This window comes from Flavobacterium sp. YJ01, assembly GCF_029320955.1.
Taxonomy (GTDB): Bacteria; Bacteroidota; Bacteroidia; order Flavobacteriales; family Flavobacteriaceae; genus Flavobacterium.
This window is the reverse complement of record NZ_CP119757.1, coordinates 4,901,440-4,924,165: the sequence shown is the minus strand read 5'-3', so window position 1 is coordinate 4,924,165 and position 22,726 is coordinate 4,901,440. Positions and strand designations below refer to the sequence as shown.

Here is a 22,726-nt window from a genome sequence, read left to right as displayed (position 1 = left end):
TTTTTTATTTTAAATCGGCGTATACTGTTTCTGCACTTTGCTTTTGAGCTTTAATTTCAGTTCCTTCTTTTAGAGAAGCTACTCCTTCTAAAACTATTTCGTCTCCTGCCTGTAAACCGCTTGTTACTACATAATAGTTTCCTGCTGTATTTTCAAGCACTGTAATATTGGCATTTCTTGTCTTGTTGTCTTTTCCTAAAACTACCGCAAACATTTTATCTTGAAGTTCGAATGTTGCGCTTTGAGGAATAATAATTCCGTCTTTTACTTCTTTAGGAATTCTAACTGTTGTACTGCTTCCGCTTCTGATAATTCCTTTTGAGTTTGGAAAACGAGCTCTCACATTTACCGTTCCAGTTTCTGTATTAATTAATCCATTTACGGTTTCTATATGACCTTTTTCATCGTAAGCAGAACCATCTGAAAGAACTAAAGAAACTGCTGGCATGCTTTTCAATTTTTGATTTAATGAAGCCCCAGAATCTTTAGTAAAATTCAATAAAGTCTTTTCGTTCATCGCAAAATAAGCATACACATTTCCGATACTAGAAACTGTCGTTAAAGGTTCAGTCGTATTAGAACTTACCAAACTTCCTAAACGAAATGGAATCGAACCAACAACTCCATTTACTGGACTTGTAACTGTTGTATATCCTAAATTAACTTTAGCATTAACCAAAGCTGCGTTTGCTTGTGCTAAAGAAGCCATTGCAGACTCATAAGTATATTGCGCTGATTCTAAATCGTATTTACTGATAATTCCTTTTTCAACCAAAGGTTTTACTTTGTTTACAGCCAACTTTGCTGAACTTACGTCTGCCTGAGCACTTTTAATGCTTGCAGTCGCTGTACGAACTTGCTGCTCGTATTCTGGAGCACTAATCTTAAACAAAGGTTGACCTGCTTTTACAACGGCACCTTCGTCTACAAAAATTTTATCGATATAACCTTCAACTCTTGGTCGGATTTCTATATTTTGCTGTCCCTGAATACTTGCCGGAAAGTCACTATTTAATGTAGCCGATTCTTGCTGCAAAGTCACAGTCTTATACTCTTTTATTTGTGGTGCGGCACCAGCCTGGGCCGATTTATCATTTTTACCGCAAGACGCGACAATAAGTGATGCTGCTAGAATACCTAAAAATAATTGCTTCTTCATTGTGAAAAATGTGTGATTTATCTATTATATGACAACAAAAGAAATAAATAATAACAAACGAAAATTTTCAAATAGACGAAGAGCGAATGACAATCGACAAAGATTAGTTAAGAACCGATGGTTTTTTTTATAATATTAAACAAGTGTTTAATTTTGTCCCGTCGGCTCTAAAACACTTTTTAGAGGCTCTAAATCCGTGTTGAGCGATTGCTTAAAAATCCTATATAAATAAAATGTAATATTGCCTTAAAATCATAAATTACAATGTCACCAAACTTTTTTAGACCTTATTTATTTACCGGATTACATATTCTAGGATGGTTTTTACTTGGGTATCTTATGTTGTTTTATATTCCATTGACATGGAATGTAGTCCTTCCGTCAGCATTTTGGCTTTGGCAAAGTATTGTTCTCTTTTTATTAATTGCCGTTTTTTATTCTACAGCAAAAATTGTAGTGCCAAAAACAATTATTAATGACAATACTTCTTTGTATCTACTTTGGGCATTTCTTGCCATTTTCACCTTACAATTAGTCGCTTATTTTTATACTTCTCAAACAGATCTTCATAATCAGATTAGCAAAGCTATTGGTTTCAAAAAATATAAAAATCCTTATTTTGACAATTACGTTTTTACACTAACATTATTAGTTTTAGGAATAAGTACAAGCTGGGCTATGCTACAACATTGGCAGAAAGCGGCGCAACACAAGCAAAAATTAGAGCAAGACAAAACGATGGCAGAATTAGCGATGTTAAAAGCGCAAATTAATCCGCATTTCTTCTTTAATTCTTTAAATAGTATTTATTCGCTTACTTACACCGATATTGAAGATTCTCGAAACGCTTTGCATACTTTAAGCCGAATGATGCGTTATTTACTTTATAGTACCGAAGAAAAAACAACTTTACTAAAAGAAGCTGAATTCATGAGAGATTTTATCGCTTTAATGAAACTTCGTGCCAACAGTAAATTGACCATCACAACGGACATTCCCGAAAAAATACATGATTATCCAATTGTTCCGATGTTATTATTACCTTTAGTAGAAAATGCTTTTAAACACGGTGTTCATGCAACTGACAAAAGTGAAATTCATATTAAACTAACGCAGAATGAAAGCAATCTGGAATTTGAAGTAGAGAATACTTTTTTCGAAAAAACATCAGTTTCGGATGTAGGAGGAATTGGTTTAACGAATACAAAACGAAGATTACAGCTAATTTATCCGAATCATCATTTTATCACTTTTGGAGTTACCGATCACGGAACATATAAAATTAAACTAAAAATAAATTTAGAGCAATGACAGTACTAAAATGCATAGCAGTAGATGATGAACCATTGGCTTTAAAATTGGTAGAAACTTTTATAGAACAAACTCCATTTTTAGAATTAACCGCCACTTGCGATAATGCTGTAGAAGCTATGGGAATTATTCGCGAAACAAAACCAGATGTTGTCTTCTTAGACATTAATATGCCCAATTTAACCGGAATGGAATTGGCAAGATTAATTCAAGATCAAGCTGGACCTTTGCCTAAAATTATTTTTACAACAGCTTACAATCATTATGCGATTGAAGGATATAAAGTAAATGCGGTTGATTATCTTTTAAAACCATTTAGTTACGAAGAATTCCTGCGTGCTTCTAGCAAAGTTCTGCAATTGCATGAAGAATCAAATAATCAATTTCAAACCGTTACTTTAGACGACGAGTTTATCTTTCTAAAAGTAGAATATCAATGGGTAAGAATTTCATTAAAAGATATCTGTTACATAGAAAGCTTGAAAGATTATGTAAAAGTACATTTAGAAGATTCTCAAAAAGCTTTATTGTCTCTAATTTCTTTAAAAGCTTTAGAAGAAAAACTTCCAGCATCAAAATTCATGCGTGTTCATCGTTCCTTCATTGTTTCTCTCGACAAAATTAGCGCCATTAGTAAAAACTCGATTTTTATTGATAAAATTGAAATTACAGTTGGCGAACAATATAAAGAAGCCTTTAAAATCGTAGTCGATAAATGGCTGAAATAAATTAGAATTAAAAATATCATGGAAAAAAGATCAAACAAATATTATCTGACTTTAAGTCTAAAAGAATATGCAAACGGCGAAACTGAGCCTGCAAAAGAATTAGGAATTGAATTTGATAATCACGACGAAATTTTCGGAATAATAGATAGAATCAAAGACAAAAACATTTTTGCGAATGAATCAGAAGCCATTCAATTTGCTTTGGGACTAAAATTATTCAGCGAAATCAAATTAAAAAATCGTAAAAACCCACTTTTTGAAGAATTAAATGAAGTTTTTCCTGTTTTTATGAAAAAGCTAAAAAGTTTATAAAAATGCCTTTAAAAACAAGCGTTCAACGTTACTTACACTTTTACTTTCAATATTAAATTTACTTTAAAAAAGAAATTATCTCATTTTTAGTGGCAATATTTTGTAACAATTTTCCGTTAAAATTGAGCATGTCCCACTAAATGCTTCCAAAAGAAATTTAATTTCTTTTATGAAATGAAATTATTTTTTCATAGAAAAAGGAATAACATTTAGGCAATCTTAATTGAAAATAGAGAGAATTTGTTTGAAGCTGACCATTTCATTTTAATGAATCTCTAAATACAATCTTCACTTTCGATTTGTTCGATAATGCAAAAATTATTTTTTAACCATTAAAAATGAAAGCATTATGATAATTCAAAAAAGTATATTTCTTCTTGCTGGTCTGCTCGTCTTAGGCAGCTGTTCCAACAATGACAATGATGACAGCGCCAACACAGGACCAACTGGACCTCCTGTAGAAACAGGCACTGCAAACACTACATACCAGCCTGCATTTGCTGGACAAACTCGTGCTGGAAGCATTCAAACTACTACAGAAATTGAATCTAAAGTTATCACCAACGGTTTAAGCGCTCCTTGGGGAGTTGCTTATCTTCCAGACGGACGTCTTTTGGTTACTGAAAAAGCAGGCAATATAAAAATTGTTACACAAGCTGGAGTAATTGGAAATGCTTTAACTGGTGTTCCAGCTGTTAATCCTGCAGATCAAGGAGGTTTATTAGGTATTTGTCTAGATCCTTCTTACGCAACAAACAGAATGATTTATTGGGCTTTTTCTGAAGCTGTAGCTGGCGGAAATATTACCGCTGTAGCGAAAGGCAGAATATCTGACAACGAAACGGCGCTGGAAAATGTAACTGTTATTTATCGTTCTAATACACCAAATGCGAGTACGCTACATTATGGAGGCCGCGTTTTATTTGACAAAACTGGAAATCTATTTGTGAGTATTGGTGAACGCTCAGTATTACAAACTCGTCCGTTGGCGCAAGCTGTAAATAGCAGTTTGGGTAAAGTTGTCCGAATTACAACTAGCGGGCAAGCGGCACCTGGAAATCCAATTATTAGTGGAACTGGTGCTTTACCAGAACTTTATTCTATCGGGCATAGAAATCCGCAAGGCTTGGCACTTCATCCAACAAGCGGTGAATTGTGGCAAAGCGAACACGGTCCGAGAGGCGGCGATGAAATTAACAGAATTACTGCAGGAGCCAATTACGGCTGGCCAACAATTACATACGGAATTGAATACAGCGGAACTAAAATTGGAGACGGAATAACACAAAAAGAAGGATTAGAACAACCAGTTTATTATTGGGATCCCGTTGTTTCTCCTAGCGGTATGACTTTTTACACAGGAAAACGTGTTCCAGAATGGCAAAACAATTTATTTATAGGTGCATTAAGCGGTCAGCATATTGTTCGTTTAGCATTTAAAGACAATAAAGTGTCTGGAGAAGAAAGACTATTAGCCAGCGAAGGACAAAGATTTAGAGATATTACACAAGGAAAAGATGAAGCATTATACGCCGTTACCGATCAAGGAAGACTTTACAAAATTGATAAAAAATAGAAAGTAATCTTGTTCATTATATTAGCCAAAAACGCCCCAGTAAAATGGGGCGTTTCGTATTTTATGGATTATTTTAGTTTCAGGTTTAAAGTTTCAGGTTTTATGTTAGACGTTAAGTGAACAACCTGAAACTTGAAACCTGAAACAAAAAAACTAAGCTTTTGCTTTTCTTTTAACTGTACATCCAATTTCTTTTGTTTGAGTAACAGCAGGTTTTTGACCACTTTTTAAAGAAGCAATTACATCTTCTGCATATTTTACTTTTTCAGGTTTGTTTCCTTCTGGATCGTTGTCTATTGCTCCAACATATTCTACTACATTTCCTTTTGAAGTTTTAGAAATAATAAAAACATGAGGCGTACGTTTTGCTCCATATTCGTCAGTGATTTTTTGTCCAGGATCGAATAAATATGGGAACGGATATTTTTTATCTTTTGCCAAATCCTGCATTTTTGCAAAAGTATCTGTTTTAGAAGCTTCAGGATCATTTGGGTTAATGGCAATTACAGGATATCCTTGCGGTCTGAATTTTTTATCTAAATCGATAATTCTTTGCTCATAACCTACCGCGTACGGACAAGTATTACAAGTAAAAACTACAATATATCCTTTTGCTTCTTTAAAAGTTCCAAATGAAACTTCTTTATTGTCTACATTTTTCAGTTTGAAATCTGGTGCTTTGTCACCCGCTTTAAGCGTTACTGCATTTTGCGCTTGCGAAAGAAAAGCAGAAAAAGCTAATGCTAATAATAAGATTATTTTCTTCATGGTCTATAGTTTTTTATATTCAGTTAATAACTGTTCATAGGTAAATTCGCTTTCAACAAATTTTCTTTTATCATTTTTTATAAAAAGAGTTGCTGGAATACTTCCTGACCAAGACGGATCAATTCGGTCAATAAATTGCTGTGGATCACTTTCGTTTAAAAGAAAAACTTCGTTCTTTAAATTCTTCTTCTTTACAAACGGAATTACATTCGATTCTAATTTCGATTTAAAATCTAAACTCACTAATAATACAGCCAGTTTTTCAGATTTGTATTCTGCTTTTAGTTTCTCAAAATGAGGCAATTCTTTTATGCATGGCGCACACCAAGTTGTCCAAAAATTGACAACATACGTACTATCTTTTCCGTTTTTGATTCTTTCATTCAGCTGATTTATACTTAAAAGCTTTACGTTCTGACAGTAAGCAGAAACTGAAATGAAACTAAATAGAAATATATAGAAGTACTTTATTTTCATAACATATAAAATAAGCTTTACAAATATAAAATAATGAAATCTTACTTTTTGTTAATGAAAATTTAATGATTTTTTTTAAGGTTCTAAGTGGCTAAGATTCTAAGCTACTAAGATTAATTTATAGTTTTGTTCTTTTTCCCATATAGTAACTGTATTCTTTATCAAAAGCATAACCTCTTTCATCAATAACTTTAAAGTGAAAATCATTTAGGCTTTTTGATTTTATAACTTTTACTTCATTACTGATTGTTCTTATGAAATAGGCATATTTATCATCTTTCGCATAAAATGCATTATCACATTCCAAATAATAAGTTCCGTCTAAACAGCCTTCTAGAATTTTAAACGTCTGCACATTTGCTTCAGGAATTATCTTTCCTTTAAAAAAAACATGGTTCTTATCAATCGCTAGGTTTTGAATCAAATCTGGATACGGAATCTTGAAGGATTTTAAATCTACGTTTTCAATTAAAATTACGTCGCCAAAATACAATTGATCATCAACTTGAATATGATAATCATTGAGGTGTTTTGCTTTGCTTAAATCAAAAGGCATTTTATCATTGTGACGGTAATATTTTCTGTTTGAAAAAGTATATCCTTTCTTAATATCTACTACTTTAAAATCATCAGGTTTAGCATCTTCTAAAATACAAAAACTAGTAAAAGAACTTTCTAAATAAATATGCTTTTTATCTTCAAAATAAACTGTCGAAGCAAAACCGTCATTATCGAATTCAGCATTTGTTGCCGTGATTTTGAATGTTTCGAAGTCTATAATTTTATAAAACTTTTTAAAAACTTCACTATCATAACGAAGAATAAATTTGTTGTCTATGATTTTATAACCGTGTCCTAAATCTTTTATCATTTTTTCTCTTTTTATGATTGTCCCCAGTAAAATTCACAGTTATTAAAATTCAAATCCTTCAAATCATTTTTATCAATTAAAACACTAAAAACACCTTCATCATTAAATCCATTCTCTCCTACTTGCAAAAGCACTATTTTATCTGAATTTACCACATCTAATATTTCTTGTTCCTGTGCTTGACAATGCGTAAAGATTCCGAAGATTTTTGAAGTTTCGCTTCCTTCGAAATAATCCCATAAAACACCATCTTCATTTGCATCATCTTCTTCGTATTCATCTTCTGGCAGACGATAACGACTGGATAATTTCTCAGTGGAAGAAAATGCTGATTTTATTAAAACTCCTTCAAAGAAATTATCTTCATGGTCTTTGACAACTCTTTCTAATTCATTATTATCAACATCGCTGTAAACTACTAAGCCTTTATCTTCCATAATATCCGCAAAGAAAAATAAATGACCTGTTTTTGGTAAAAGTCCAGATTTGTCATGCGGAGCAATTTGATCTAAATCTAATTGAGCGGCAAATCGCAAATCTTTTGGATATTCAAAATTTTTAGGAAGATCTGCAATTGGTCCTCCGTAACGAGAATGTCCAAGCGGAATATCTAAAGTTCCTGCTTTTACCAGCAAACCATCTTCTAAAAGTATTTCAGGCATTTTTAAACTATCTCCATAATAGTGTTTCGTTGCTGGACGTAATTCAATGATGTCAAAAATTTCGTTTTTCATTTTATTCAAAAATTATAATATTGATTTTGGCTTTTAAATTATTAAACGTGAAAATAAACAATTGCTTGTAAGATTGCAATTACTTTATCGTTCATACTCTAGTTTTTAGAGAAAAATGACAATTTGTTAAAATTGCCTAGTCATCTTTTTTTGACTAATTGACTTTCTTTTAAATTCAACTGAACTTTGCGAGAATAAAAACAAGCGTATGAAAATATTATCGCTTTTACTAATCCTGATTTGCGGTGCAAGCTGCCAATCTCAAACGAATTCAAAAATGAGTGAAGAAAAGACAAATCCGTTATTATACGATCCTGTTAGCGGAATGTGTGAAATGCCTTTCGGTGAAAAATCGAATGAGACTACAAATATTTCAACAGAAAATAAACCGATAAAAATTGTTTACTATACAGATCCAATTTGTTCTTCTTGTTGGGGAATTGAACCTCAACTTAGAAAACTAAAATTAGAATATGGCGATGCTTTTGAAATTGATTACAGAATGGGCGGTTTATTACCTAATTGGAGTTACAACAGCGGCGGAATCAGCAAACCTTCGGACGTTGCCCATCATTGGGACGAAGCAAGTTTACATTATGAAATGCCAATTGATGGAAATGTTTGGCTGGAAGATCCTCTAGATTCTTCTTATCCGTCATGTATTGCCATGAAAGCGGCACAAATGCAAGACAAAGAAAAAGCTGTAAAGTTTATGAGAATACTTCGTGAGAAACTATATCTCGAAAAGAAAAATATAGCTAAATGGGAAAACATTGCCGAAGCCGCAAAACTAACAGGTTTAGACATCCAAAAACTAAAAAAGGATTACGAAGGCGATGCTAAAAAGCTTTTTGAAGAAGATTTAAGACTTGGAAAATCACTTGGCGTTAGAGGATTTCCAACTTTGTTTTTTTCTGATGGAAACCAAAATCAATTGACAGTTTATGGTTCTAAGCCATATTCTTCGTATGAAAATGCTTTGTTAGCCTTGTTTCCCGATGCAAAAAAGAAGAACATTAAAAATGAAAATCCGTTGGCTCTTTTCGATATTTTTCCAACTTTGGCTCCAAAAGAATATTCGATAATTTTAGATAAAACGTATTCTGATGCTAAAATTATTTTAGAGAAATTATATCAGCAAGGTTTATTGGATAAAAGAATGATAAAGAATGGATCGGTTTATAGCAGAAAATAATCTTATTGAAAAATCGTATTTTTTTTACGGTTTTTCAATTATTCTAAATCTCTTTCAAAATTAAATCTGCCACCGCATCAATCGCTTGATTTATTATGCTTTCCGGGTTTCCTTTAAATTCATAACGTTTGGCGATTTGTTTTTCTTTAAAAACAATATGAATAAAAATTGTTCCAACTGGTTTAGAGCTGCTTTCACTTCCTCCGGGCGTAGTTAGTCCTGTTAAAGCTACACAAAAATCTGAATTTGCATAACGATAAAAATGCTGTGCCATCAACTTTGTAACCTCAGCAGATTCGGCGCTGTATTTTTCGATTGTTCCCCACGGAATTAACAAAAGATCTTCTTTCATTGAAGTGTGATAACAGACTATTCCGCCAATTAAAATCCTTCCCGAATTGATAACCGTCGAAAATTCATAGCACATTTTTCCTGCAGAAGCACTTTCTGCAAAAGATATTGTTAGGTTTTTCTCTATTAAGGCTTGGCAGCAAGCGGTCACTTTATCAGAAGCCATATCGTTTACATTTAATTCAACATTCTTATAATCAAATTTAAAATCTTTTAAAGTGAGAAATTTTATACAATTGCTTTCTGTTGTTATATTATAAGTAACTGTTAATTATACAACTATATTTAAAATTCCTGTAAGGACTTCGTTGGCTTCGATTGCTAATTTTGTAAATACAGGTAAACTTTCTACGCTGAAAGCTTTACTGTCATACAAATCAATAATCTAAAAATTTAGCATTATGGAAAAAGAACACAACCACGAATATGGTCAGTACGATCCTGATTATATCGATCAAAATACGCTTGTTGACGGAACTCTTTCTAATGAAGATCAATATAAACAAGATTTAAAAAAACATGAAAATCGAGAATTTGGCGAAAGCGATCCCGATTATTACGAACAAAATACACTTGTTGATAATGATAATTATGCAAGAGATGAAGATCCGTATCAATATCAGGAAGAGTTTATTGAAGATCCTAAACATCCGCTAGGAGATTTTGAGCCAAACACAACTATTCGTTCTGAAAATATTCCGAACGAAGAAAGAATTATAAACGAAGATGATGCCGTCACAAATGACGATACCGAAAATGATCTAAATGACGACTATGATCCTGATTTAGATTCTGAAAATGATGAAGAAAAACATAGCGATTTGGACGATGATGAAGAATTAGATGATTTTGGCGCAGAACATTTTCCTGAAAATCATCCGAGAGAATAACCTGAAATTCGTAAATTGTAAAATACTATTTTATGGATTTAGGCACTCAAATTTTTTGGCTATTTGTACTTGCAATTCCGATTGCATGCGTGAGTTGGACTGTAACGCACGAAGAGATTTTTAGAGAACCTCATGAATGGTGTGTCAGGCATTCTAAAAATGACCGATTTATACTTTCAAGAAAGTTCTTTTATCTCTTTACTTGCGAGTACTGCTTTAGCCATTATGTCACAATCGCATTTTTGATACTTTGCGATTATAAACTTTTGTTAAATGATTGGAGAGGCTATATTTTGGCAGGGTTTTCTCTGGTTTTTATGGCAAATGTTTACATGAGTCTTTTTGCATTACTGCGTCAGGCAATTAAAAAAGAAAAAGTAGAAATCGAAAAAATTGAGAGCGAAACTGATAATGAAATCAGGAAAAATTAAAATAGAAGTATAACTAAATAAATTAAACTATCATGGAGAATTTAAATTTTATAGATCCATTATTACACGGAATAACACCTCAAAACAAACCACTTAATCTTTCTGTTAAACAAATGGTATGCGCAGGAGTTGGTGCTCTTATAGCATCAGCTGTATTGAAAAAAACAGGACATACTAAAGCTAGTGCTGTTGTAGGAAGCATTGCATTGCCAATTTTAGCTTCTGCTGCCTATAAAAAATATGCTGAAGTAACAAAAGAAAAAAATGATGCAAACGCAAGCAGCGGAATCGAATACAATCATTAAACTATAATCTCATAAAAAAAAGAGCACTGTTAAAAGTGCTCTTTTTTTTATCTTTTCGAAAGAAAGTTTTTAAGAAATATTTCCTTCTACCCAATTTAATGCTTTATTGAAATCTACTTTTTTATAACCACGAAATTCGCCTGGAACAATAAAACTGAAACCGTTTGTAAACGAAATAATTTCGTCTGTATCAGTAATAATTGCAGCTCTATTCCATTTTCCTAAATGTTTTAAACCTAAAAGAGCATCTTGAAGCCACGCTCCAGCCGTGAAATTTTTAATATCGGTATCTAAAACCAACAGAAAATTAATTTCGTTTGTTTGCTTTACCAAATGCTCAACTGCTGGTACAACAGCCGTCAGAAAATCTTCTTTTGTTACTTCTGCTAATGCTCTAAAAGCAACTATATTATCGGTAGTATCGATTTGATGTATCATATGATTTACTTTTGAGTTAATGAATTCTATTCCTTTTTTCAAAGGTTTAATTATTTACTCAAATATACTTATTATCAATCATATAGCATTTACATTTAACTATTCGTTTATTATATTATTTCGAGTGGGCTAGATTTTTTTTAGTAATTTTTTAAACGCAAAGTCCGCAAAGAATTTACGCAAAGTTCGCTAAGATTTTTTAATTTAAGATAATGCTCAAAAGCAAAGTTCGCAAAGCTAAATGATAAAGCTTTGAGAACTTTTCATTTATGAACAAAGCTTTGAGAAAAAAAACTTAGCGTAAATTCTTTGCGGACTTTGCGTTACTTTCATAATGAAGCTCTTGACAGTTAAAAAAAAATCACTTCAAACTCTTAACAGCACCATTTTTCAAATCAACAGTAAAATGATCCGCTGGAATTTCATGCATAAACTTATTGAAAATTGTAAAGAATAATTTCATCTGTTTTTGCAAAGGTTTTGAAGCATTATCTTTAGAATCCAAAAACAATTCAGATAATACTTTATAAGATGTAACTCTTTTTTCTGCAACATCACCAAATGCCAATTCGTCAGCACTTCTAAAACGATAAAAATCAATTAAAAGATCATTTCCTGTCCAATTAAAATCTCTTTTTTGAAGTTTATTTTTAGCTAAAATCTGTTCCGATTTTGTTTCCGCTTCTTTCCATTCTTTCTCTAATTGCTTTTTATTTTTAAGAATAAAATCAAAATCTTTATCTGAATTCATATTTGATAAAACCAATAAATCTTCTGCCGAAACATTTAAAATAAAATCCTTAAAAGTAGTTGGCCAATCGTCTTTTAAGAAACGAAGACGAACCAATTCCTTCAAATGGAAATCTGTAAAATCATGGTAATTTTTAGTCTTCAAAATATCGATATTCCAAATATCATTGTTATGTTGGCTTTCTAAAAATTGATATTCCATTTTATACAAATCAAAAAGTTCGTCATATCTCGGAACGTCATCAATGGTAATTGTCTGAATATCTAACACATTATTTTTCTTGAATGTCAATAACTTATAAGCCGGAATGTAAGCAGCAAGCGAAGGTGTTTGAATATTGACCAAAGTATTTCCTTTAGCAGAAGTTCGCACTCCAGTATCATTAATGTGCATATGACCGCCAAAATGAATTTTAAGTCCCGCGTCTGCAAAAACCTGCGCCACTTCTTCGACAGGAACTCTGTTTAATTGCCATTTGTTTGGGCCAAGCAATTCTTTTATCTCTGCAGAAGCATCATCATTAAAATCGATCATCGGGAAATGGCTAAAAGCTACCAAAGTTTTTCCTTGCTTTTTGGCTTGCGCCGAAATAGCTGAAACCCATTCAATCAAATGTTTTTTGTTAGAAAGCACATTATTATAACCTGTGCTTGCTTCAGAATAACTTTTAGAATCTTTAGGATCGCTTTCTGTTTTCTTCGGAATATAGACGTTTCCGTCAATAGCCATTAACCAAAGTCCATCTATTGGTTCTACAACATAACTAACATCTGGAACTTCATAACCAGGCGCAACTTCATATACGCGATTACTCAACTTTGAGCTTTCTAAAGCTTTCTCAAACGAATAATTTTCACTTGAATAATTGGAAAAAGGAGTTGCCCAAAATTTGCTTTTCTTGTTCGGATGAAAACCAAAATTCTTCAATTGATCTGTAATTCCTAAATAACCCATTTTAGCAATATCGGCCGTTATGACAAGGGGCTGTTCGATGTTCAAATTGGGCTTATACATACCGTCTTTGCTATAAATGGGCTGACTTTTACCATCTTTTCCTAAAAAATCTTCTTTACCAGATTCTTGTGCAAAAGGTCCAACTGGATCGTGATTTCCTGTAGTAATAAAAAATTCGATTCCGTATTTTTGAGTGTATTGTTCTAAAATCTTTGCTAATCCGCGAACATGAATCGGCTGTCCGTCATCAGTATAATCTCCAGGAAGTGCAACGTATTTAATTTTTCGCTTTGCGATATCTTCTAAAGCGGCTAGAAAAGCAAAATAATTTTCATTGAAAATTCGTGTCGAATGCAATTGTGAAGACATTGTTCGAACCAACGCATATTGTCCCGTTTTCGGATTTAGAACACCTTTATAATCTGAATCTGAAAATCCTCCAAATAAATCCTGTAAGTGGACATCAGCTAAAAATGCGATTTGAACTCCGTTTAAATCTTTTGTTTTTTGTGCAGAAAGAACACCATAAAAAAGAATAAAAAATGATGTTATAAAAAGTGACGTAATTTTAAATCTCATAGGTTTTAACTTTAATAAATTTGGGGCTTATTAGAAGTCTTTGAACTTTTAATTATCCGCAATTTTATCACTTTAAAACCGAAACGAGTTTACGCTATTGTTATTGAATGATAATTTTTACGAGCGTAAACTTTATTATAAATCATAAAAAGAAAACTAAAAACCCAGCATCGCACTTAACTCATTATACGAATGAAAAAGAATTGCTCCTTCTTTCTTTAAATCTTCATTATTATAACCATTCGCAAATCCATAAACTTTAAAACCGCCTTTTAATCCCGCTCTAACTCCCGCGACACTATCTTCTATAACGATACAATCTTCAATATCAAAACCCATTTGTTTAGCCGCATGCAAAAAGATTTCCGGATCAGGTTTCCAGCTTTTAATTACGTACGAACTAAAAATTTTCCCTTCAAATCTATCCAACAAACCTGCAGTTTCAAGGTTTAGTCTGATTTTTTCCAAAGGTCCGCTAGAAGCAGTGCAATATGAAATTTTGAGATTATTCAAAAAATCAAAAATTCCAGGCATCGGTGTGGTTTCTTTCAGAAAAGCTTCAAAACTTCTATTTCTATATTGTTCTTCAAAATCTTCTGGTAACTTCTTCCCTATCGCATTTTCAATCTGCGAAAAACAATTTTTTAAACTTACGCCATTAAAATAATGATACGCATCTTCCAATTCCATTTCTAAACCATGTTCTTGTGCCATCGCAAGTAATATTCCGTTACCGATTTTTTCTGTATCGACTAAAACTCCATCACAATCGAAAATAATACATTTCACCATTTTTCTGATTTTCATTTAATTATAAATAACTCTTTTCGTAAAAGAGAAGAATTGAAATTTACAAAAAAATAATAGATTCAAAAATCTAAAGTTTACATTTTGATTTTCAACATTCTGTACAGAATTACCCATATTCTGTATTTTCGTTTCCTTTTTGATTTGTACTTTTATAAAATACTATTTAACACATTTCATTAAAAAATAAATCTTTCATTTTGAAAAAGCATCTTTTAATTATAACCATTTTGGCAGGCAATTTTGTTGCCATTTCTCAAAATAAAATTATCACTGTTTCTAATAATCTGGGAATTGACAGAGAATTTGAAACTATAGAACTGACTAAGAAATCTCTCGGTTTAAATGCTAATTCTAAACTAGAAAATTATGCTGTAAAAGAAGTTGGCAGCAATTCTTTTTTAGAAACACAAACGGTCGATCAAGATGGAGACGGAAATGCAGATTTGCTTTTATTTCAACCAAAAATAAAAGCTTCGTCAAAACAAGATTTTGAAGTTTTTGTTGGAACAAATCCTTCCGCGTCAAAAGTTTTAAATTGTTATTCGCGTTTTGTTCCCGAACGCACAGACGATTATGCTTGGGAAAACAATAAAGGTGCTTTCAGAACTTATGGCCCAGTTGCTCAAAAAATGGTCGAAGACAAAATTGCAGGCGGAACTTTAACAAGCGGAATCGATGCTTGGCTAAAAAGAGTCGATTATCCAATTATTAATAAATGGTACGAAAAAGCAACAAACGGAACTGGAACTTACCATAAAGATACTGGAGAAGGTTTGGATAATTTTCATGTTGGAGACAGTCGCGGCGTGGGCGGAATTGCCGTAAATGTGGACGGAAAATATTATTTTTCTAAGAATTTTATCAGCTGGAAAACCATTACAACTGGACCAATTCGAACAAGTTTTATTTTAACTTACGCCGATTGGGATGCAAAAGGAAATAAAATAACCGAATCTAAATTAATTAGTTTAGATTACGGAAGTCAGCTTTCTCGATTTGAAATCAATATTAGCGGAACTAAAACAATTTCGGCTGGATTAACGCTTCATGATAAAAAAGGCACAATTGGAACTAACATAAAAGAAGGCTGGCTAAGTTACTGGGAACCGATTGATGATTCTGAAATTGGAACTGGCTTAGTTGCTCCAAAAAACACTTTATTAAGCTTTGATAATCACGTTACAGAAGAAAAAGATTTGAGTAATCTTTATGGAAACATTTCGGTAAAAAACAATAAAGCGATTTATTATGTTGGTTTTGGATGGAAAAAAGGAAGTCCGTTTCAAACCAAACAAGAATGGGAGCAATATTTGAGTTCTTTTGCAGAAAAGATTAATAATCCTTTGGTTGTGAAGGTTAAGAAATAAGCTTTTTTGCCACGAAGGCGCTAAGACAGAAAGTTTTTTAACATAGCCCGTGGTTTCAACCACGGGAAACGTATCGTGATTATTCTTTGCGTTCCCGTGGTTGAAACCACGGGCTATTTTGTCATTTCGACTGAAAGGAGAAATCACACTAGAAGCTCGACAAAGATTGGTGATTTTCTTTACGGAATATCTTGTGTGATTTCTCGTACCTCGAAATGACAAACAAGACTTTATTTCGCAGGAAAATAATTCTCCTTCAAAATAATCTCTAACGGAATATAATGTGTTTTTTCTGTTTCTTCTTGAAGAACCAGTTTTTTGTATAAATAATTGATTCCCAAATAGCCTTGTTCTTCGGGCCTTTGGTTGATAAGGAAATCAATTACGCCTTTATTTAGATATTCGATATTTTCATTTAGCAAATCAAAACCAATAATTCTAACACCTTTTATGTTGTTCTTTTCTAAAAATTCAGCCACAATATAAGCTCGGGAATTTGGGACAAAAACACTGTTTATACCCAAAAACATTTCCATACTCAATTGATCAATTCCAGAATCTTTTAAAGTAACTTCTGAGAATTTAAAATTGGTCAATTCGTCATGATCTTTGAAATATGAATAAAATCCTTTGATACGCTGCAAATAAACAGAAGTACTTTCAATTTCGCGCGTAATTTTAAAAATCAAAATCTGTCTTTCATTTTTAACCGCAAAACTGATTAATCTTCCAGCCAGATAACCGCTTTGAAAAGCATTTTGCCCAACATAAGCATGTTCATTTTCTTCCGAAATATTAGAATCGATCATAACAACCGGAATATTCTTCTTTTTATATTCGTCTAAAAACTGAACAGATTCTTCGTAAAAAATAGGTGCAAACAACAATCCGTCACATTCAAACTGCATTATTTTTTTAGCAGATTCCTTAAAAGACGCCAGATTATAATCATAGAAAAAATAATCCAAAACAATTCCGAATTTACTGAATTCCAAAGCTGCTTTTTCAATTCCGTCAATCTGGCTTTTCCAATATTCTAATGTTTCCGATTTTGGAAGGAAAATAGCAAAGTGAAATTTCTTGTTTAATGCCAAATTGCTTGCTAAGATATTTCGCTTATAGCCAAACTCTTCGATAATCGCATTGACTCTATCGACCGTTTCCTGAGCCACTTGTCCGCGCTTGTGTATAATTCGATCCACAGTTCCTGGCGAAATATTAGCTAATTCGGCAATTTTCTTAATCGTTATGATATTGATTCTTTTTAAGTTAAAAAAATAAAAGCAGTGCGGTAAAATTAATTTATTTTAATAAAAATAAGTTGTTTTACAGTACAATTTACATACATTTGTAAAAACACCGTGTACGCACACGCAAATATACACATAACACTATAAAACCAAAATAATAGCAATATAAAATGATACTAGATTCATTACAAAATGCAGCAAAATACTACGGTTTGCATCCTAATTTCAAAAAAGCTTTTGATTATGTAAGCCAAAATGATATTGAAAATCTTGAAGAAGGCTCTTTTGAAATCGGTGAAGGTTTAAAATTGATTGTAATTGTTGGAGAAGGAAATACGAAAGAAGAAGCCGTAAAAGGTTTTGAATGTCATGATAAAAATATCGACATTCAGATTTCGATTAAAGGTCCAGAAACTTTTGCATGGAAACCAAGAGAAAAATGTGTGAATCCAAATGGAGAATACAGTGACGAAAGAGATGTTCGCTTTTTTCATGATGCACCCGATACGTTTTTTGAATTGCAAGAAAAACAATTCGCAATATTATTTCCAGAAGATGTACATACCGCAATGATCGGAGAAGGTCTTTTGAAGAAAATTGTAATTAAAGTAAAAATATAATTTATGAGTACCATTCAGAACTCCATTGATGTTATTGTAAAACAAGGAATGCTTCCTTTATACTTCAATGCGGATGAAAACAAAAGTATTGCTGTTTTAAAAAGCCTATATAATGTTGGAATTAGAGCTGTAGAATATACAAGTCGTGGGCCAGAAGCTCTTTCGAATTTCAAAAAAATGATTGAATTAAGAAATGCCGAAATGCCAGGAATGCTTTTAGGAATTGGAACAATTAAAAATTTAGCGCAGGCAGAAACTTATTATTTAGCTGGAGCTGATTTTTTTATCAGCCCAGGATTTGTTCCTGAAATAGCTACATTTTTAATTGGAAAAGAGGTTTTATTTGCTCCGGGATGTATGACGCCAACAGAAATTATTGCTGCTGAAAATGCTGGAGTAAAATTCATTAAACTTTTTCCTGGAAATATTCTTGGACCAGATTTTATGAGTGGAATAAAAGATGTTTTTCCAAATTTAACTTTCATGCCAACCGGTGGTGTAGATACTACCCGACAAAGTATTGAAACTTGGTTTAATGCGGGAGTTTCGGCAGTTGGAATGGGAAGTAAATTAATTAGCAAAGAAGTGATGAATTACGAAGCTTACGATACAATTGAAAAAGAGACTAAAAGAGTTTTGGATTTGATTGAAACGATAAGAGGTTAATCTTGAAATTTCAAATTCCAATTAAAATTAAAATTTTAAAATATATTACTAAATCAAAACCATACTTTATCTTCCAAATTGGAATTTTAAAGTATTGAATTTTAAATATTAAATAATGGATTCAATATTCAATCTAAAAGGAAAAATTGCACTGATTACGGGCGGTGCTGGAGTATTAGGAAGCAATTTTGCAAATGTTTTAGCCAAACAGGGCGTTATTGTCGGAATCGTTTCACAATCTCTTGAAAAAGCTGAAAACACTGTAAAAGCAATCGAAGCAAATGGCGGACAAGGTTTTGCGGTTCAGGCAAATGTTTTAAACAAAGAAGAAATAGAAAAAGTTAGAGATTTTATCGTTGAAAAATACGGCCGTTTGGATATTCTGATAAATGGTGCGGGCGGAAATATGCCAGGAGCAACGATTCAGCCAGATCAAGCTATTTATGATATGAAAACCGATGATTTACAAAAAGTTATTGATTTGAATATTATTGGAACGATGCTTCCTTCTCAGGTTTTTGCTGAACTTTTTGCAAAGCAGAAATCAGGTAATATTATCAACATTTCGTCTGCATCGGCTCAAAGACCTTTGACAAGAGTGGTTGGATATTCGGCTTCAAAAGCGGCAATTGACAATTTCACACAATGGATGGCAGTTGAATTGGCTTCTAAATATGGCGAGGGAATTCGTGTAAATGCCATTTCGCCAGGATTTTTTATTGGAGAACAAAATCGTGCTTTGCTACTAACTCCAGAAGGAAAATTAACTCCAAGAGGAGAAAAAATTATTGATCATACGCCAATGGGAAGATTTGGTTCGCCAGAAGATATTGACGGAGCGCTTTTATTTTTATGCAGCGACATGTCAAAATTCGTAACCGGAATTACATTAAAAGTAGATGGTGGTTTTGCCGCTACAAGTATTTAAGATTTCTCACGCCCTGCAAGGTTTTTCAAACCTTGTAGGGCTAAATTATACGTTTATATAAATTAAAATGCCTACAAGGTTTTGAAAACCTTGCAGGAGAACAAACCAAAAACACATAACAAATGGAACAAACATTAAGATGGTTCGGACCAAATGATCCTGTTTCTTTACAAGATATTGCACAAACTGGAGCAACCGGAATTGTAACAGCTTTACACCATATTCCAAACGGACAAGTTTGGAGTATTGATGAAATTATTAAACGAAAAGTAGAAATCGAACACGAAAATGGAGATCCTAAAAAAGGCCCTTCTGGATTAACTTGGTCGGTTGTAGAAAGTATTCCCGTTCACGAAGACATTAAAAAACAAACTGGAAATTATCTTCAATACATTGAAAATTATAAAGAAAGCATTCGCAATCTGGCTTTGTGCGGTATTAAATGCGTTTGCTATAATTTCATGCCAGTTTTAGATTGGTCTAGAACAGATTTGTCTTTTACGGTTGAAGATGGTTCTAAAGCTTTACGTTTTGATATCAACGCGTTTGCAGCTTTTGAATTATTTATTTTGAAAAGACCAGGCGCAGAAAATGAATATTCTGAAGAGCAAAAACAAAAAGCAAAAAGCTATTTTGAAGCCATGACTGCTGAAGATAAAGTAAAACTACAGCAAAATATTTTGGCTGGACTTCCTGGAGCTGAAGAAGCTTATTCTGTTGAAGATTTCTTGATTACTTTGAGCGCTTACAATCATATTGACAGACAAGCTTTAAAGAATAATCTTTTTCATTTTCTAAAAGAAATTATTCCTGTTGCAGAAAGTAAAGGCGTTTTGATGGCAATTCACCCAGACGATCCTCCTTATCCAATTTTAGGTTTACCAAGAGTGGTAAGTACTGAGGAAGATTTAGTAGAATTAATGAATGCTGCTCCTTCTCCATCAAACGGATTTACAATGTGTACAGGTTCTTACGGTGTACGAGCTGATAATGATTTACCTGGAATTGTAAGACGTCACGGCGATAAAATGAATTTTATTCACTTAAGAAGCACGCAACGCGACGAAGAAGGAAGTTTCTACGAAGCCAATCATCTTGAAGGTGACGTTGATATGTATGAAGTGGTAAAAGCGATTTTGGAAGTTGAAAAAAGAAATAACAGCAAATTGCCAATGCGCCCAGATCACGGACACCAAATGTTGGATGATTTGAAGAAAAAAACAAATCCAGGTTATTCTGCAATTGGACGTTTAAGAGGTCTGGCAGAATTACGCGGACTAGAATTAGGGATTAAAAGATCTTTATAATTGGTTCTGCCGCTAAGGCGCTAAGTTTTTTTAAGCCACAGATTAAACGGATTAAAAAGATTTTTTTTCTCTCGCAGATTTTGCTGATTAAGCAGATAATTTAAAAGTTTAGTTTGTCATTTCGATGGACGAGAAATCGCACAAGTAGCTCAACAAAGATTGGAGAATTTCTAGTGCGATTTCTTCTTACGTTGAAATGACAAAAAATCCGCCAAATCTGCTGAATCTGCGGGAGAAAAAACAAAAACCTTAGCGCCTTAGCGGCAAATCAAAAAAAACTAACTAACCACAAACAACCACAAAACCATGATTCGCCAAGCCATTATCCTCTCCTGTGGCTTTTTTATGAATACCATATTGGCGCAGGAATTACCTAAAATTATTACTTCAAAAACAAATTATCTTCCAGATTTCAGTTACGCTGGCTATCATTTCGGCGAAAGCCAGATTTTAGAATCAAATGGAAAAATTATTAATGCCGTAGATTATGGCGTTAAAGCAAATGACAATCTTGACGACTCAAAAGCTTTATTAAAAGCTTTAAAAGCGGCAAATGCAGTTGAAGGAAATGTGATTTTGCAATTGCCCGCAGGAAAAATCATTCTTAGTGATATTCTCTATATAGAAAGAAGCAATTTTGTTCTTCGCGGTGCTGGTTCAGATCAAAACGGAACCGAAATTTATTGTCCAAGACCGATGATGTATCTCAAAGATTCTGAAGTTCTGGCAGAATTACGTGAATATTTAACCACTTTTGATAAAAGACAACGCGAAGCAGAAAACAATATAGATCTTCCTTTTTCTCAGTACGCTTGGTCGGGAGGTTTTATCTGGATACAAGTTCCCGGTGAGCGTGTAAAATCTTATCTGGATAAATATGAACCAGAATCCAATCCGCTGGCAAAAGTTAGTTCAGGAAAAATGGGCGAACATATTATCAACGTTTCTGACGTAAAAGGCTTGAAAGTTGGCGATGTTGTCGAATTGCAATTGTTTAATAAAGAGGGTGAAAATGGCGAAATTATCAAAGATTTATATCAAGGTGCAAAAGTTAAGCCTGGCTCGCATCATTGGAAATTTCCAAAACTTCCAATTGTAAGACAGCAAGTTGAAATTCTTAAAATTTCAGGTTCAAAAATTACTTTAAAAACGCCTTTAACCATTTCGATCAAACCTAATTATCAAGCACAATTGATAGAATGGAAACATTTAAATGAAGTCGGAATCGAACATCTTCGCTTTACTTTTCCTGATATTCCGAGAGTAGCGCATCATGTTGAACCTGGAAATAATGGTATTTTCTTAACTCGATTATTTAATAGTTGGGTACAAGATGTAAAAATCACCAACGCCGACAGCGGTATTTTAGCCGAAGAAGTTTCTAACGTTACCATTCAAGATATTACAACCGACGGACCGCATTTGTCACACTATACCGTAACTTTGGGAGGTGTTCATAATGTTTTAGTTAAGAATTTGAAAATCTACAATAAGGCAGTTCATCCTTTGAGTTTCAATACATTTTCAACTAAAAATGTATATCAAAATTGTGAGATTTTTGACGATGCGCTTTTAGATCAGCATTCGGGAGCAAATCATCAAAATTTATTTGATAATATTACCGTTCATATTACACCTGACAAAAATAATAGCTATCTTTTATTTGGCGGCGGCGGCGCAGACTATTGGAAACCATCGCACGGACCTTTCAGTACTTTTTGGAATTTAAGTGTTCAAGTTGAAAATCCAAATGTTTCAAAACCAGTTTTATTGTACGGAATGAAAGACGGCGCTTTGGCAAGGATTATTGGTGTTCATGGAAATACTAAATTTGAAATCAAATACGACGTTGATCCTTATATTGAATTTTTAAACACGCCTGTAGAAAAAATTCCGTCTTTGTATGATTATCAATTAAAAAAACGATTAAAATAGGTTCAAAAATTTG

24 protein-coding genes are annotated in these 22,726 nt (G+C 33.0%); 14 read left to right on the top strand and 10 right to left on the bottom strand.

Going from position 1 to position 22,726, the window contains the following annotated elements; translation table 11 throughout:
• Positions 1-4 precede the first annotated feature (4 nt).
• Positions 5-1,159, bottom strand: a complete 1,155-nt coding sequence (locus tag P0R33_RS21330; RefSeq protein WP_276173176.1) for an efflux RND transporter periplasmic adaptor subunit — start codon at positions 1,157-1,159, stop codon at positions 5-7.
• 264 nt (positions 1,160-1,423) lie between these two features.
• Between P0R33_RS21330 and P0R33_RS21325 the strand changes: the two genes are divergently transcribed.
• The 4 genes from P0R33_RS21325 (at position 1,424) to P0R33_RS21310 (ending at position 5,086) form a co-directional block, all read left to right on the top strand.
• Positions 1,424-2,470, top strand: coding sequence for a histidine kinase (locus P0R33_RS21325; protein ID WP_276173175.1), 1,047 nt, complete (start codon positions 1,424-1,426; stop codon positions 2,468-2,470).
• A complete protein-coding gene (locus tag P0R33_RS21320; protein ID WP_276173174.1) occupies positions 2,467-3,198 on the top strand; it encodes a LytTR family DNA-binding domain-containing protein in 732 nt (243 codons plus the stop codon). Before P0R33_RS21325 ends, P0R33_RS21320 begins: the two co-directional genes overlap by 4 nt.
• An 18-nt stretch (positions 3,199-3,216) precedes the next feature.
• A complete protein-coding gene (locus P0R33_RS21315) occupies positions 3,217-3,510 on the top strand; it encodes a DUF3861 domain-containing protein (RefSeq protein WP_276173173.1) in 294 nt (97 codons plus the stop codon).
• 349 nt (positions 3,511-3,859) lie between these two features.
• Positions 3,860-5,086 carry a PQQ-dependent sugar dehydrogenase gene (locus tag P0R33_RS21310; protein WP_276173172.1) on the top strand — a complete coding sequence of 409 codons (1,227 nt, stop codon included), beginning with the start codon at positions 3,860-3,862 and terminating at the stop codon, positions 5,084-5,086.
• 153 nt (positions 5,087-5,239) lie between these two features.
• Here P0R33_RS21310 and P0R33_RS21305 read toward each other — a convergent pair whose 3' ends face one another.
• From P0R33_RS21305 to P0R33_RS21290, 4 genes are all read right to left on the bottom strand, one after another.
• On the bottom strand, positions 5,240-5,854 hold the full coding sequence (locus P0R33_RS21305) for a thioredoxin family protein (protein WP_276173170.1): 615 nt from the start codon (positions 5,852-5,854) through the stop codon (positions 5,240-5,242).
• Between the two features lie 3 nt (positions 5,855-5,857).
• Positions 5,858-6,331, bottom strand: coding sequence for a TlpA family protein disulfide reductase (locus P0R33_RS21300; protein ID WP_276173169.1), 474 nt, complete (start codon positions 6,329-6,331; stop codon positions 5,858-5,860).
• A 118-nt stretch (positions 6,332-6,449) separates the two neighbouring features.
• Positions 6,450-7,202: a DKNYY domain-containing protein gene (locus P0R33_RS21295; RefSeq protein WP_276173168.1), complete on the bottom strand. Its 753-nt coding sequence runs from the start codon at positions 7,200-7,202 to the stop codon at positions 6,450-6,452.
• Positions 7,203-7,213: 11 nt separating this feature from the next.
• Positions 7,214-7,936, bottom strand: coding sequence for a DUF1963 domain-containing protein (locus P0R33_RS21290; RefSeq protein ID WP_276173167.1), 723 nt, complete (start codon positions 7,934-7,936; stop codon positions 7,214-7,216).
• A 277-nt stretch (positions 7,937-8,213) separates the two neighbouring features.
• Here P0R33_RS21290 and P0R33_RS21285 point away from each other — a divergent pair, with 277 nt between their 5' ends.
• A complete protein-coding gene (locus P0R33_RS21285) occupies positions 8,214-9,131 on the top strand; it encodes a DsbA family protein (RefSeq protein ID WP_276175677.1) in 918 nt (305 codons plus the stop codon).
• Positions 9,132-9,174: 43 nt separating this feature from the next.
• Here the strand turns inward: P0R33_RS21285 and P0R33_RS21280 are convergent, their stop codons facing one another.
• A complete protein-coding gene (locus P0R33_RS21280; RefSeq protein WP_276173166.1) occupies positions 9,175-9,648 on the bottom strand; it encodes a CinA family protein in 474 nt (157 codons plus the stop codon).
• A 235-nt stretch (positions 9,649-9,883) separates the two neighbouring features.
• Between P0R33_RS21280 and P0R33_RS21275 the strand changes: the two genes are divergently transcribed.
• From P0R33_RS21275 to P0R33_RS21265, 3 genes are read left to right on the top strand one after another with little or no spacing between them, the layout of a single operon-like run.
• Positions 9,884-10,372 carry a hypothetical protein gene (locus P0R33_RS21275; protein WP_276173165.1) on the top strand — a complete coding sequence of 163 codons (489 nt, stop codon included), beginning with the start codon at positions 9,884-9,886 and terminating at the stop codon, positions 10,370-10,372.
• A 32-nt stretch (positions 10,373-10,404) separates the two neighbouring features.
• On the top strand, positions 10,405-10,803 hold the full coding sequence (locus tag P0R33_RS21270; RefSeq protein ID WP_276173164.1) for a hypothetical protein: 399 nt from the start codon (positions 10,405-10,407) through the stop codon (positions 10,801-10,803).
• A gap of 32 nt (positions 10,804-10,835) precedes the next feature.
• On the top strand, positions 10,836-11,108 hold the full coding sequence (locus tag P0R33_RS21265; RefSeq protein WP_276173163.1) for a PrgI family protein: 273 nt from the start codon (positions 10,836-10,838) through the stop codon (positions 11,106-11,108).
• 69 nt (positions 11,109-11,177) lie between these two features.
• On the opposite strand, the gene P0R33_RS21260 is transcribed toward P0R33_RS21265, so the two are convergent.
• From P0R33_RS21260 to P0R33_RS21250, 3 genes are all read right to left on the bottom strand, one after another.
• A complete protein-coding gene (locus tag P0R33_RS21260; RefSeq protein WP_184161783.1) occupies positions 11,178-11,546 on the bottom strand; it encodes an STAS/SEC14 domain-containing protein in 369 nt (122 codons plus the stop codon).
• A gap of 361 nt (positions 11,547-11,907) precedes the next feature.
• Entirely contained in the window at positions 11,908-13,830 is a 1,923-nt protein-coding gene (locus P0R33_RS21255; protein ID WP_276173162.1) for a metallophosphoesterase, read from the bottom strand.
• A gap of 156 nt (positions 13,831-13,986) precedes the next feature.
• On the bottom strand, positions 13,987-14,637 hold the full coding sequence (locus P0R33_RS21250) for an HAD family hydrolase (RefSeq protein WP_276173161.1): 651 nt from the start codon (positions 14,635-14,637) through the stop codon (positions 13,987-13,989).
• 200 nt (positions 14,638-14,837) lie between these two features.
• Between P0R33_RS21250 and P0R33_RS21245 the strand changes: the two genes are divergently transcribed.
• On the top strand, positions 14,838-16,007 hold the full coding sequence (locus P0R33_RS21245; protein WP_276173160.1) for a DUF4861 family protein: 1,170 nt from the start codon (positions 14,838-14,840) through the stop codon (positions 16,005-16,007).
• 230 nt (positions 16,008-16,237) lie between these two features.
• Here the strand turns inward: P0R33_RS21245 and P0R33_RS21240 are convergent, their stop codons facing one another.
• Positions 16,238-17,242 carry a LacI family DNA-binding transcriptional regulator gene (locus tag P0R33_RS21240; protein ID WP_276175676.1) on the bottom strand — a complete coding sequence of 335 codons (1,005 nt, stop codon included), beginning with the start codon at positions 17,240-17,242 and terminating at the stop codon, positions 16,238-16,240.
• Between the two features lie 185 nt (positions 17,243-17,427).
• On the opposite strand from P0R33_RS21240, the gene P0R33_RS21235 reads away from it, so the two are divergent.
• The 5 genes from P0R33_RS21235 to P0R33_RS21215 all read left to right on the top strand — a co-directional run bounded on the left by P0R33_RS21235 (position 17,428) and on the right by P0R33_RS21215 (position 22,713).
• Positions 17,428-17,877 carry a YhcH/YjgK/YiaL family protein gene (locus P0R33_RS21235; RefSeq protein WP_276173159.1) on the top strand — a complete coding sequence of 150 codons (450 nt, stop codon included), beginning with the start codon at positions 17,428-17,430 and terminating at the stop codon, positions 17,875-17,877.
• A gap of 3 nt (positions 17,878-17,880) precedes the next feature.
• Positions 17,881-18,543 (top strand): bifunctional 4-hydroxy-2-oxoglutarate aldolase/2-dehydro-3-deoxy-phosphogluconate aldolase, encoded by a 663-nt coding sequence (locus P0R33_RS21230; protein ID WP_276173158.1) that lies wholly within the window; start codon positions 17,881-17,883, stop codon positions 18,541-18,543.
• Positions 18,544-18,658: 115 nt separating this feature from the next.
• On the top strand, positions 18,659-19,471 hold the full coding sequence (locus tag P0R33_RS21225) for an SDR family oxidoreductase (protein ID WP_276173157.1): 813 nt from the start codon (positions 18,659-18,661) through the stop codon (positions 19,469-19,471).
• 122 nt (positions 19,472-19,593) lie between these two features.
• The gene (gene uxuA, locus P0R33_RS21220; protein WP_276173156.1) at positions 19,594-20,778 is read left to right on the top strand and encodes a mannonate dehydratase; all 1,185 of its coding nucleotides are present in this window, start codon (positions 19,594-19,596) and stop codon (positions 20,776-20,778) included.
• Between the two features lie 345 nt (positions 20,779-21,123).
• The gene (locus P0R33_RS21215; RefSeq protein ID WP_276173155.1) at positions 21,124-22,713 is read left to right on the top strand and encodes a DUF4955 domain-containing protein; all 1,590 of its coding nucleotides are present in this window, start codon (positions 21,124-21,126) and stop codon (positions 22,711-22,713) included.
• Positions 22,714-22,726 lie beyond the last annotated feature (13 nt).